At 40.8% G+C, this 13,738-nt stretch carries 10 protein-coding genes; 7 read left to right on the top strand and 3 right to left on the bottom strand.

Annotation, left to right across the window (positions count from 1 at the left end):
• Positions 1 to 393 precede the first annotated feature (393 nt).
• The 3 genes from AC1DU2_RS27565 to AC1DU2_RS27555 form a co-directional block, all read right to left on the bottom strand.
• Positions 394 to 1,212, bottom strand: coding sequence for a tyrosine-protein phosphatase (locus AC1DU2_RS27565; protein ID WP_477388492.1), 819 nt, complete (start codon positions 1,210 to 1,212; stop codon positions 394 to 396).
• A gap of 74 nt (positions 1,213 to 1,286) precedes the next feature.
• The gene (locus AC1DU2_RS27560; RefSeq protein WP_477388490.1) at positions 1,287 to 2,864 is read right to left on the bottom strand and encodes a SusD/RagB family nutrient-binding outer membrane lipoprotein; all 1,578 of its coding nucleotides are present in this window, start codon (positions 2,862 to 2,864) and stop codon (positions 1,287 to 1,289) included.
• Between the two features lie 24 nt (positions 2,865 to 2,888).
• Positions 2,889 to 6,266, bottom strand: coding sequence for a SusC/RagA family TonB-linked outer membrane protein (locus tag AC1DU2_RS27555; RefSeq protein WP_477388488.1), 3,378 nt, complete (start codon positions 6,264 to 6,266; stop codon positions 2,889 to 2,891).
• 306 nt (positions 6,267 to 6,572) lie between these two features.
• On the opposite strand from AC1DU2_RS27555, the gene AC1DU2_RS27550 reads away from it, so the two are divergent.
• The 7 genes from AC1DU2_RS27550 (at position 6,573) to AC1DU2_RS27520 (ending at position 13,131) form a co-directional block, all read left to right on the top strand.
• A complete protein-coding gene (locus AC1DU2_RS27550; RefSeq protein WP_477388486.1) occupies positions 6,573 to 7,055 on the top strand; it encodes a VOC family protein in 483 nt (160 codons plus the stop codon).
• Between the two features lie 151 nt (positions 7,056 to 7,206).
• Positions 7,207 to 9,090, top strand: coding sequence for a CocE/NonD family hydrolase (locus AC1DU2_RS27545; RefSeq protein WP_477388484.1), 1,884 nt, complete (start codon positions 7,207 to 7,209; stop codon positions 9,088 to 9,090).
• A gap of 267 nt (positions 9,091 to 9,357) precedes the next feature.
• Positions 9,358 to 10,191, top strand: coding sequence for an ABC transporter ATP-binding protein (locus AC1DU2_RS27540; RefSeq protein ID WP_477388482.1), 834 nt, complete (start codon positions 9,358 to 9,360; stop codon positions 10,189 to 10,191).
• Between the two features lie 8 nt (positions 10,192 to 10,199).
• Positions 10,200 to 11,096, top strand: a complete 897-nt coding sequence (locus AC1DU2_RS27535) for a hypothetical protein (RefSeq protein WP_477388480.1) — start codon at positions 10,200 to 10,202, stop codon at positions 11,094 to 11,096.
• Positions 11,097 to 11,114: 18 nt separating this feature from the next.
• On the top strand, positions 11,115 to 11,486 hold the full coding sequence (locus AC1DU2_RS27530; protein ID WP_477360852.1) for a GntR family transcriptional regulator: 372 nt from the start codon (positions 11,115 to 11,117) through the stop codon (positions 11,484 to 11,486).
• Between the two features lie 16 nt (positions 11,487 to 11,502).
• Positions 11,503 to 12,267: a GIN domain-containing protein gene (locus AC1DU2_RS27525; RefSeq protein ID WP_477388478.1), complete on the top strand. Its 765-nt coding sequence runs from the start codon at positions 11,503 to 11,505 to the stop codon at positions 12,265 to 12,267.
• Between the two features lie 27 nt (positions 12,268 to 12,294).
• Positions 12,295 to 13,131: a TlpA family protein disulfide reductase gene (locus AC1DU2_RS27520; protein ID WP_477388476.1), complete on the top strand. Its 837-nt coding sequence runs from the start codon at positions 12,295 to 12,297 to the stop codon at positions 13,129 to 13,131.
• Positions 13,132 to 13,738: the final 607 nt, after the last annotated feature.

The raw sequence follows: 13,738 nt of genomic DNA, 5'->3' as shown, positions 1-13,738 counted from the left end.
ATTCAAGCCAACAAAAAGCCATTGTTGCAGCCAATGTAAATAGTTAACAAAATAAGCTTATAGCGTCGCGAAAATATAAGCATCAAACGGCACCTTGTTTCTATTGCTGATCCTGTTTAAATGATCGGGGTACCGAAGGGCTTCGTATTGGTCAACAACAGGCACAAATATTGGGATGCCCTAAATTAGCTACCATTTTAATGTTAACCATGATAAAATATAAAATACTGATTGTCAAATTATTACAAATATTGTTTCTGAAATATGTTAAGTTATGTTAACCCAATTACATGCATTTGCCCTGCAGTTGCAGCGACAGTTTTTCAGTATTGAAGCAATTGATACCCATATGAAGCTTTCAGCATTATGCTTTGGGCTTCCAGCATTTCAGTACTATTCTAAAAATTTCTTTTTTAGCTTTTTAATATCGTCGTTGGTTAATCCAATTTGGGTTTTAAGGTAGTTATCAACCGAGCCATATTGCTTTTTAATTTGGCTGAATGTTGCATCAAGATATTCGGGGTTGGCGGCCATTACGTTTTTGGCTACAGTTTCGTCAATGTTCATGGCTTTTACCATCATCTTTTCCATTTTGACGTTCTCGGCGGTGCGGTAATAGTTTGTGGCCTTATAATCATCCATAATAGTTTCATAAGGAACGCCTAAGCTGTACAAAATTAAGGCCGCGCCTATACCTGTACGGTCTTTACCTGCGGTGCAATGAAAAACAAGGCTTTTATCTGCCGGCAGGTTTAAAAGTTTGCCAAACATTGGTTTATACCTATCGGCCAATGGCGTTATGTTGCTGTAATAATTTATCAGGATAGAATCGCCGTTGCCTTTCACATTTTTAAAGCTATTCATCATGTTACCAACATTTTCGCTTCCGGCAGGGCACAAGATATAGTCGGTATTTGGATTCATACGATCAGGCGCCTGTTTTGACTCCTGCGTACCACGCAAGTCAACATCATAGGCTATGTTTCTTTTGTTTAACTCTGCCAGGTCCTGGTCGGTAAGCTTACTCATATCTGCGCTGCGGTAAACTTTACCCCATTTTATATGGTGGCCATCTTTGGTTGTATAGCCACCCAAATCGCGAAAGTTTACAGCCCCCTGTAATTCAACTTTGCGTTTGGCGCTATCGGCAACCTGTGCGTTAACACCTGTAGCAATACAAGTAGCTATTAATAATAATTGTAGTTTTTTCATATCGGTTTTAATGTAAAAAACAGGGTGCTTATTGCTAAGCCCCTGTTTTTTAAAGTGTATTGTTCAGGTTGATTTTATTTTGTTAACCATGTATCTTTAAATACATCATCGGTGCCACCAAACTGGCTGCTTATTGCTTTTTGGTAATTGGCACCGTTAGCATTAATTTCATCTAAAGGATATAACCAACGGCGCGGCAACTTACCGCCTGCAGTGCCAATACCAGTACCACCTTCGCTAAATTGCGCAGGTAAGCCGGTACGGCGGTGGTTAAGGAATGCTTCCCAGCCAGAGTTCATGAACAAGGCCACATATTTTTGTTGTAAAATTTGAGCAAGGGCTGTAGTTGGCGACGCTACATTATAGCTCACATTGGCCAGGAATGTGGCGTTATCTGTGGTAACCGTGCCAAGACTTTTACCCGCTGCATCTGATATAGTTACTGTTGAGTTTGTGGCAACATTTAAACCGAAGTTGCTGAACGAGGCAGCAATACCTTTATCGTACCAGGTTTTAGCATCGGCGGCGGTAAGTGTTGGAACCCAGCCCCTATTGATACCTTCGGCAATGTTGAAGCTCATTTCAGGATAACCAATAAAAATAAAAGGCTCGGCTTTACTGCCTGTAGCATCACCCAAATAACGTTGAGCATTAAAAAACGAATATTTACCGGTAGGGCCTTCGTTTTGTAGTGTCGCCAAAGCTGTACCCGGATCAGCGCCGATATAGTTTGCGAAATTACCAACATCAGTAGTTTTCACCGGAGTAGCCATTAAATATGTACGAGGATCTTGTGTAGATGTTGTGATATCCAGTACTGGTTTACCCACATTCATAAAGTTATTATACGAGTTGCTACCTGAAGCGAAAATAGGATATGGCGTTGCAGTTGTATATTTGTAAACAACGTTATCACTATTGCTTGTCATTATAGGATAGGTAGCTGCGTTACCCAATATAGCGGCAAACTGCGATTTTATGTTTAAATCGGCATTATCGTCGGCTCTTTTGCTTAAGCTTATCAATACTCTTAAACGGTAAGTATTGATAACTTTTTGCCATTGCAGGTTGGTTAAGGCAAAAATATCGCCACCATCCAAAACAGTTCCCGGTGAACCCAGAGCAGCTAAAATAGCATTAGCATCGTCCAACAGTTTCAATGAGTTTTTATAAACATCGTGCTGTGTATCAAAAGCCGGCGTAACATAATTTGCAATATCGCCTGCCTGGGTCATCGGAATATCACCTACCCTTTGTGCTAACCAAACTGCCGAGTACGCGCGGAAGAATTTTGATATTGCAAAATACTTGTTGGTTGTATTTCCAAACTGAGTTTTTGCCTGGAACTCCAATTGTACAGCATACTTCAATATCTCGTAACTATGAGCGCTGTATGACCAGCTATCTTCATTTGTACCCCAATATTTGGCATAGTTAGATACCTGGAACTGGTTGTTTTTATAAACATCACCACCAAATGGCATCTCATCTGATCTAACCAATATAGCGGTAAGGTGGTTAACTATTAGTGAAACCGGGATCGCCGAGTTCGCGTTAACCGCGTTGGGATTCAAATTAAGGTTTCCCTTCTGGCAGCTCGTGATTGACATCGTCAACACAACGGCTGCTGTTATTATTTTAAAAGCTTTCATCTTTATAAATATGTTTTATAAAATTTAGAATGTTACGTTTAGGTTAAACCCGTACCTGCGTGCAGTTGTACTTTGTAATGCGCCATTTGACTGGGCACCACCGGTAGTACCGGTAGTCGAGTCGAAACCAGAAGCATATTGGTCGATGTCGAAATCTTTACGTTTTGCAAAGTATAAGAGGTTTCTGCCTACCAATGATATTGATACCGCTTTAATAGCCCTGTTTTGCAGATATTTAGATGGAATATTATAACCAAGGGTAACCTCACGTAATTTGGCGAATGACCTGCTGATCATGAATGATTCGTCGATAGATTTAACGTTACCGTTCAAATACCCCTGAACAGTTATTGGAGTTGTGTTAGGTGCAAAAGTAAGGTCGCCTATGTTGGATATAACACCATTTTGGAATTTAGGCGTACCGCTTACAATTTTAACACCGGCTCCGCTTTCATTACCTAATAATGAAGGAGTTGGCGCTTGTGTACCGGTTTTAGTTGATTGCCACTCCGCTAAACGTGCGGCACCAATTACACCGTTAACGGTAGATAGATCGGTACCACCCTGCCTTGCGGCATAATAGTTATAATCGTAAATAACCCCGCCTATACGGCCGTCAACCTGGAAGCTGAAGCTAAAGTTTTTGTACGAGAACCTGTTGTTGATACCAAAGGTAAAATCAGGATTTAAATGGCCCAATGAACCATATAACTGGCTGTTTGATCCTGATGCCTTTAATAAAGCGCCACTTGCATCATAAACAATATTACCGGTACCATCTCTTAAAAATTTGGTTCCATAAACTTCATCCACCCTATCGCCAACGGCAAAGCTGTGATTAGGTACAAGCGCTATGCTTGAGTTAGTTCCGTAACCAATTGATGTAAGCGTTTCTTTGAATGTAGAGTAATTTACGTTAACATCCCATGAAAATCCGTCCTTGTTACGGAAAGGCGAACCTGTTAGCGCTATTTCGAAACCAGCCCTTTTGGTGGTAACCGCGTTTTCGTTTTGGGCATTATAACCAGTTGCCGGATCAACCGGGAACGGGTAAATTTGCGGGCCATTCTGTGTATCAAAATAAGTTACATCCAAACCTAAGCGATTGTTCAGGAACTTGATATCCATACCACCTTCATAAGATACCCTTTTTAAAGAATGCAAATCTGGATTGGCTTTTGTATTAGCGTATGCCACCGACGCGCTGTTATTATACAATGTTGTATAAGAGGCAGCATCCTGGTTTGAATAGGTTGGCCCGTCATATGAGCTATACAGTTCAGTTCCATAACCAAGCAATGTGTTGGTAGTTGCACCGGTGCCTAAAACTTGCTTATAAGCTGTACCAATGGTCGACATTGTTAATCCACTTTTAAGTACCGCCTCAGAAGCACGGAATTTTAAGAAGCTGATGGCTTCTGGCAAGTCAACATAATCAGAAACCGCTGTAGATAATGAAACTGATGGATAAAAGAAGGTGTCATGACCTGAAGCGAAGGTCGATAATTTATCAACGCGGCCTGTTGTATTGATATTAAGATACTTATCGTAAGCAATATCAAACGAGTAGTAACCGCTATACACCTGCATTTTTGAATTCCAGTTATAGGTAAGCGCAGGTTGTAACGAGTTTGACAAACCGTATACGTTTGGAATAGCCAAAGCACGAGTAGTGCCATAGAAGGAATCATAGGTAAATGAGCGTGAGTTGGCGCCTAATAAACCTGTAAATATGAATTTGCCAAAGGTTTTGTTATAATTCAATTGCAAATCGGTGTTGTTTTCAAACAACTTACGGTCGTCTTCGCGGTAATCGCCATACCAGCCAAATTTATACCATGAGGTATAGGCATTTAAGTTTGCTGACGAAGGTACTTGCTCGGTTCTCTGCTGGTTCCAGGTAGATACCTGTGAGCGCAAGCTCAGGTTAAGATCTTTAGAAATTTTATAGTTTAAACGTAAATAAGCATAAATATCCGTCTTGTCATGACCACGCAGCCATTTTTCGGCCATAAACCATGGGTTGTTCAAACGGCCATATTCCTGTGCATATTGTACCAGGTTAGGCACCCCCATTGGGCCTTTATAAATATCTTTCAGATCGCGTACGTCATAATCTGCCGAGCCATATACCTTAAACATATAAATATAACTGTTAGGGCCGTAACTCACATCAGGAATATTTGGCGTATATTGTTTGTTAAAGTTCATGCTTCCGTCAATACTCAGCTTTGATGTAATGTTATAGCTGGAGTTAAGGCTGAAGTTATCAGAGTTTAACTTTGTATTCGGGAACATACCCTTTTGGTAAAGGTGAGTATATGACAGCCTGATATTGTAATTAGAACCGCTTGCTGCAACAGCAACGTTGTTGGTAGATATAATACCGGTTTGTCTGAAATTTGCGAAGTTGTCTTTACCACGTGCAATCCATGGAGTTGGTGTACGTACGCCGGTAACGCTATTGTAAGGGCTATCGTACTGACGCAGTAACTGGCCTTCAAAACGTGGGCCGTATTCACCTAAACGGTTTCCGTTATCGTACAAAGCATCGGCAGCAGGTACATAAACGTTACTGTTATCTTTAGCCTGGTACTCATAGTGGTAAGCATTACCGCGACCGTATTCGGTTTGTGCCTGGGGGGCAGCAATAAGGCCACCTTCAAACAACGTACTGCTGTTTACGTTAACCTCCCAGCCTTTTTTATCGTTTGTTCCTTTTTTTGTGGTGATGATAATTGCACCGTTTATACCTCTTGAACCATATAACGCGGCCGCATTGGGACCTTTTAATATAGTATACGTATCAATATCATCAGGGCTTATATTCCAGGTATCAGAGTTAATCGGGCTGCCATCAACCACAAAAAGTAAATCCTTGCTACCACGTAAAACAATTTCGGGCCTGCCCAATAATTCGGCGTTGGTACCTACCGTTAAACCAGCAACTTTACCTGCTAAAGAGTTGATGGGGTTAGGTTCGCGGGCTTTAACCAAATCAGGGCCTTTAACTTCCTGAACAGAGTAGCCAATTTTCCTTACTTCCTTTTTAATACCGTAGGCAGTTACTACTACTTCGGTTAGTGCCTTTGAATCGGTTTTCATTGTTACCGAAAGATTGGGGTCGGTACCAATTTCAACCTCCTGCGGTGCGTAACCAAGGAATTTAAACGTTAACACCTGGCCTTTTGAGGCGCCAATGGTAAAACGGCCTTCGCGGCCTGTAACCGTACCCGTTGAGGTTCCTTTAATCTGAACAGCCACCCCCGGAAAAGGTTGATTATTTTCATCCAAAACAATACCCCTAATTGTTGTATTCTGGGCGTACAGGTTACCACACATAAATACCGAGGTAATTATAATAAGTAACCATCGAGAAACCTTAAGTAAATTTTTTTCCATCGCAAGTTAATTTTTCTTGCAAAACTATTACCGCAGTGTTAAGCCCGAATTGTTGGCATAACATGAAAGAATTAAGAAATCATGAAGAAAATGATTTATACACGCTAAATATGTCCAATATGTTAAATTACGTTAAAATAATAACCCAAAAGAAAATATATATTATTGATTAATAAGATTATCCATTTTGATATTTTAAATACACGCCGTAAATGCCCCACTAAAATGTCTTGATCGCCCCGTATTAATAAGGCCTGTTAACAGCTACATTTGATCATTCAAAACCAATTCAACAACCCAACTATTATGGAAATCAGACAAAAGATCACCCCGTTTTTATGGTTCGACAATAATGCCGAAGAAGCCATCAATTTTTATATCGCTGTATTTGAAGGATCAGCCATAGGCGACCTTGCCCGGTACGGCGATGTGGGCCCGGGCAAAACAGGGAGACTAATGACGGGTACATTCAGTTTAGCAGGGCAGCAGTTTATGGCACTTAATGGTGGCCCAATGTTTAAATTCAACGAGGCTATATCGTTGTTTGTTGACTGTAAAGACCAGGAAGAAGTAGATTACTTTTGGGAAAAACTATCCGAAGGAGGCCAAAAATCGCGCTGCGGATGGCTGAAAGATAAATTTGGCCTGTCGTGGCAAATAGTACCCGACACCCTGACCAGGGTTTTATATGGAGCAGACCGTGAAGGCTCGGCAAGGGCGATGCAAGCCATGATGAAAATGGATAAGCTTATTGTTAAGGATTTGCAGGATGCTTACGATGGCAAATAATAGCGCCTCGAAATAATAACCGGTCAATTTGCAAACAGATCGGCCGGTTTAACTGTGCATAATTTTCGGGCGCATTGTAACAATTAAGTTGGTAAACAGCCTAAACCTGGCTTTATTTATTAAATTGCAGTTTAAATTAACTGACTGACTTATGAAACAACTGCTACTCTGCTTAGGGCTTGCTTTATGCTGTTCGCTCGCGGGCGCACAAACAGCCCCGCCATCTGACGATGCGACCTACATCAAGGACAACTACACCAAGATGGAAAAGTACATTACTATGCGCGACGGTAAAAAACTTTTCACTTCCATTTATCTACCTAAAGATCAATCAAAAAAGTACCCCATCATGATGACGCGTACACCGTATACCGTTGCCCCTTATGGCGAAAACGAATACAGGCGCACGCTTGGTCAAAATATGTTGTTTGCCAGGGCAGGGTATATTTTTGTTTACCAGGATGTGCGTGGCCGGTGGATGAGTGAAGGCGATTACGTAGATGTACGCCCTATATTAGATAAGAAAAAGAGCAAAACCGATATTGACGAAAGCACCGATACTTATGATACCATTGACTGGCTGGTAAAAAACCTGCCCAACAACAATGGCCGCGTTGGTATCGAAGGCATCTCCTACCCTGGCTTTTACTCCAGTGCCTCGTTGCCAAACGCACATCCTGCGTTGAAGGCTGTATCGCCACAGGCCCCGGTTACCGATTGGTTTATAGGCGACGATTTTCACCACAACGGTGCGTTTATGATGATGGATGCGTTTAACTTTTATACTGGTTTTGGCATCCCCCGTCCCAAGCCTATTACGCCAAAAGAATTTAAAAGCAATATTAAACCAGTATTTAAGGATAACTACAAATTTTACCTGGAAATGGGTGCTTTGCCCAATTTCAAAAAGAAATACATGGGCGATTCTATCAAATTCTGGAACGATTTAATGTCGCACCCTAATTATGATGAGTTTTGGAAAGCAATGAACATCCGCCCGCATTTAGTCAACATCAAACCTGCTACCATGACTGTCGGAGGTTTTTTTGATGCAGAAGACTGCTTTGGCGCCTTGCATGTGTATGATGCACTGGAAAAACAAAACCCGCAAAGTCATAAAAACATGCTGGTTATGGGCCCATGGTTCCACGGCGGATGGGAAAGCAAAGATGCTACGCTTTTTGCCGATCAGAATTTCGGGTCGAATACGGCCGAGTGGTTCCGCGAAAACATCGAGCTTCCGTTTTTCAATTACTATTTGAAAGATGAAGGCAAAATGGAATTACCCGAGGCCAGCATATTCATAACCGGCAGCAACCAATGGAAAAAGTTTGAAACCTGGCCGCCAAAAAACACCACCGAAAAAACGCTTTATTTTCAGCCTGATGGAAAACTATCGTTCACTGCCCCATCGGCAGCTGATAGTTTTGACGAATATGTAAGTGATCCGAATGCACCCGTACCTTACCAGGACGGCATTCAAAAAGGCCGTACCCGCGAATATATGCTGGACGACCAACGTTTTGCCGGCCGCAGGCCTGATGTTAAGGTTTACCAAACAGATACCCTTACAGAAGACATGACCCTGACAGGCCCTGTAATAGCCGATCTGTTTGCATCAACAACCGGTACCGATGCTGACTATGTAGTAAAGCTGATTGATGTTTTCCCCGATGATTACCCAAATGCAAACCCCAACCCTAAAAATGTAACCCTTGCCGGTTACCAGATGCTTATCCGTGGCGAAGTGTTCAGGGGCCGTTTCCGTAATTCATTTGAAAAACCGGAAGCATTTGTTCCTGGTAAAGTTACCGAAGTAAAATATGCGCTGCCCGATGTTGGCCACACCTTCAGGAAAGGTCATCGCATTATGATCCAGGTACAAAACTCCTGGTTCCCGCTGGTTGACCGCAATCCCCAAAAGTTTGTAGATATATACCAGGCCACCGATGCCGATTTCCAGAAAGCAACCCACCGTATTTACCACGACGCGCAAAACAAATCGTCGGTAAAGGTTACCGTATTGGAAAATTAACAATTTAAAATTTAACAACCAGAAAAAGGGTTAACGAGGCAAATCGTTAACCCTTTTTTATTGAGCAAAAGTTTTAACCAATACAGCTTAGCTGTCTTTATCTCACATCCCCTATCTATAGCAATTGCAGTCCTCCTTTTCTTCCTGTCTTGATACTTGATACTAAGTGCTTGATACTAAAATAAATTTCATTTAAAATTTGGAGTTTTAACGAATCTGTATTATTATTGCAGTGTACTAATATAGTAGTACACTAAATTAAACTGCATGATTAGCATTAACCACCTAAACTTTGGGTACCAAAAAAATCAATTGGTACTTAACAACCTTAACTTACGCATAAAGCCGGGACATATTTATGGGCTGCTCGGGCGCAACGGCGCAGGCAAATCCAGCTTGCTACATAATATTTGCGGGCTTTTGTTTCCGCTAAGCGGCTCCTGCGATGTGGCCGGTCAAAACCCGGCACAGCGGTCGCCTGAGTTTTTGCAGCAGGTTTACCTCCTACCTGAGGAAATTTATCTACCCAATGTATCTATCAAAAAGTACCTCAGTATTTATGCTCCCTTCTACCCTGCGTTTGACCATGATATGTTTTACCGCTTTTTAACTGAGTTTGAAATTCCGCAGGAAAACAAACTACAGCGCATGAGCTATGGACAGAAAAAGAAAGTGTTGATAAGCTTCGCGCTGGCCACCCAGGCAAAGGTATTGCTGATGGACGAGCCAACTAATGGCCTGGATATTCCATCCAAAAAGCAATTTCGCAAAATTATTGCCGGCGTAATTAAGGATGATCAGCTCATCATCATCAGTACCCACCAGGTAAAAGACCTGGATAGCCTGATTGATTATGTAATGATACTGGARGACCAGCAAATTATCCTCAACCAACCTGTAGAAAATATAACCGATAAGCTTGCCTTTAAGCAGGTAATGAGCCTTAACGACGTTGCCAGCCCCATTTACAGCGAGGGTGCCTTAAAAGGCTACGCCGTGGTAGCCATTAACCATAAAAAAGAAAACTCAAGGTTGGATATGGAGATGTTTTTTAACGCCGTACTTACCGAAAAACAACAGGTGCTTTCACAATTTAACTAAAAAAAGACATGCAAGTTTCTATACACAGAATTTGGTTGCTGGTACGCAAGCAATGGGCCGAAAATCGGCAGCTATATATATTGGGTATGCTGGCCATGGCAGGGATCATTGCCGGCCTCACCATATACAATATATCATCGTTTGAAGGCTTTGATAAGCGCTCTCAGAAAAACCTGTTTTTTTTAAGCATGATAGTAGTCGGAAGCATTTTTGCCACCACCATTTTAAGTCAGTTTAATACTAAACATGCCGGCATCCAGGCTTTAATGCTCCCCGCATCGGCGTTTGAAAAATTTGTTGTGGCCGTAATATACAGCATCATTGTTTTCCCGGTTTGTTTTGTTGCCATAATATACCCTTTGATAGCCATTGGCCATTATATTGACCGGGAACTGGTTGGCAGTAACAACTTACTGTACACCGCGAATTGGGATCAGGAAGAATTGATATTTCTTTTCATATTCCTGATACTTCAAAGTGTGGCGTTATTTTGTTYGGTGTTGTTTAAGCGCTACGTATTTATAAAATCGGCGATATTGGTAATTGTTGTGTTTTTTGGGGTGATAATTTTAAATCCTTTGGTAGCCAGGCGGATAGTAACTGTAGATACCGGAAAACCTGTTATTGCCAACATCAGCGAAACCTATTACGATGTAAACCACAATATTGTAGGGCATAAAGAAGTAAAAGAATCCACCTGGACACGAATTCGCTCTGCAATGCCCTATTCCGAAATGGAGATTAACAACTGGTTTGTGAAGAAAAAGCACAACAGTGTTAATTATATATCATACAACATGGAAGTACGTAATAAATACAACGCAGTATTTTACGCCCTGCTTGTGATAAGCATACCTTTTTTATGGTTAATAACCTGGTTTAGGCTTAAAGAAAAAGAATTGTAACCCTCAAAGGTAAAAACCATGGATTTTAACAATACACAAGCCATATACCTGCAAATAGCAGATTATGTGTGCGACAAAATACAGCTAAAGGTGTGGCAGGAGGATGAAAAAATACCTTCAGTACGTGAGCTTGCCGTTATGCTGGAGGTTAACCCCAATACAGTAATGCGATCATATGAGCACCTGCAAACCCAGGAAATAATTTACACCAAACGTGGCATGGGCTATTTTGTACAGGCCAACGCCGCAAAAAACATCCTGAAAACAAGGCGAGACCAGTTTATGGACGAAGAATTGCCCCTCTTGTTTAAAAAAATGCAGATGCTTGGAATCCCTGGAAACGATTTGCAAAGCAGGTACCAGGAGTTTATGAATAAACCTAACAGCTAAACCTTAATATCAATTTATGAAAACCAGCACAAAATTAATCATCATACTTTTTACCTGTATCCCGGTATCATTACTGGCCTACAATCTGCTCCTTAAAGCCCAGTATAACAAGGGCAACTTTACCCGCGACCTGTACCCACAGGATAACAGTGTATTTGTTACCAAGCCTGTTTCGCCAGCATTTAAATATATAGTGATAGATGGATCATTAAAGATGAAAGAAACCGGCGGGTTTGAACAGTGGATGGCCCGGATCTGGATAGGTAAAAACAACAAAGCAACACAGCCCGGCGGCAACGCGGTGACGGTGAACAGCGAATTAAAGGAAAACCTTGAAACATTAGTGAAAAACGACACGCTGTTTATCGCTTTCCGGGTAAGAGACAAATTTGATAACAACGCCAGGAACTGGAATGATGAGGCTGATATCGTAAAGATTTTTGCAGACGATATTCAATCTGTCGACATTAAATTCGCTTTCGTAACTATAGCCGGCAACCTAAACAGTGCCGATTCTTTAAAACTGCATGTTGCTGATGGCAGTCATTATGATGTAAACAACCTGTCGGTTAAAAAATTGGATGTGGTGGCGGCCGACAGCTCATATGTAAGCATTACAAAAAGCAATCGTATTAACATGCTTAACTACTCGCTACTGGGCAAAAGCAGCCTTAAAGTTGATGAAAAGCCCGCCGGACAGTTCCATCCCGGTCGGCTTGATAGTACTGCTAAAATTCAACTTACTGGCAGGGCAACTTATATGCAAAGCCAGCTGCATTGAATTTTGAACGTTATAATCGCCTAAGTCATGATCAGATCAGTAAACTTTTGGATTGGGGCTATCTTACTGGCATTCGTGCCCTTGTTATTAATCGATATCGGAACGCATTACCTTGCCTGGCAAACAGAAGTGAGAGAACAGGTTATTTACGCAGTGCAGGACGTTTACAGTTTTAGCAAGCAGGATAAAGCGGCAATTTTAGATAAAGCATTTGAGCGTAACCAGGCTTTAACATTCCTTATCGTATTTAAAGCTTTCTTTAGCATGTTGTTCCTAATCGTTGGTATTTATATGTTCAGCAAGTTCGTAAAGACCAATAAAACAGGCTTTCTTAAATCATTAGTGCACATAGTTAGCCTGGCAATTGTGTTTTTGGGTTTAAAGCTTTTGGGAGTGATGGTATTGAATACACCACAGGATGTCAAATTTATTAATATTAACGAAGGCAACGTCTCGTTTAAAAAATTGATAGCTGATAATTTCAAAGGCAAAGTGGTGTATGTTGATTTTTGGGGCACAACCTGCGGCCCCTGCCTGGCCGAGTTTGAAAACTTTACCCAACCCTTAAAATCGAGATACAAAACAAACGCCAACATAGCTTACCTGTATATATCCCGGGGTAACCGGTATTTTTGGAAACAACAGATAGAAAAATATAAAATAGACGGCAGCCATATTTTCCTTAACGATAAAGCGTATGACAACTTATATCACAACGCGCTTGGCAACGATACAGCAATGGTTTATATGCCCCGTTACCTTATTACCAATAAAGCGGGCAGCGTAGTTATCAACGCTGCCAAAAGCCCGAGTGATAAACAACAGTTGTACGGGCAATTGGATATGTATTTAAATCAACAATAACAACCTACCCATATAAAACAAAAAAGATGGGTAGCCTAATGCTATCCATCTTCTGTTTACAACTAAATGTAATGCTTAATTATTTCGCAACTTTTTTAGCTGGGATCAAAGGAACGATGATAACTGCTAAAAACAGGGCAACTTCTAATACGATTAACATGATTTTAATTTTTTAATGATTATAAATTATTGATGGGGTTTGATACCTAATTATTTCGCAACTTTTTTAGCTGGAATTAACGGTAATACAATAACTGCTAAAAATGCTGCAACTTCTAATACGATTAACATAGTTTTAATTTTTTAAGTGATTTATATATTATTAATAGCTCCAGGAAGCATATTGTTAATCGCATAAATCCCTAATTTATATGGGCTTAAGTGATAAACATTTTCGGTTTCCTGAACAGTAATCGACTAAAAACATGCCATAAAAACTCCCGGGGTTTTGAGCGTTAAAAAGCAAAAAAATAAAATTGCCGTATTTTAAAATTCCTAAAACTTGAAGGGCTATTTCGAAAAATAAAAAGATGGTTTAAGGAGCAATAATAAATGAAACTCTTTTTTTTCAGAAGTAAAATTTCCGATCACCAGAAATCAATAAAAT

It is taken from the genome of Mucilaginibacter sp. P4_C11, from assembly GCF_056402115.1.
This window is presented reverse-complemented; position numbering and strand designations above follow the sequence as displayed.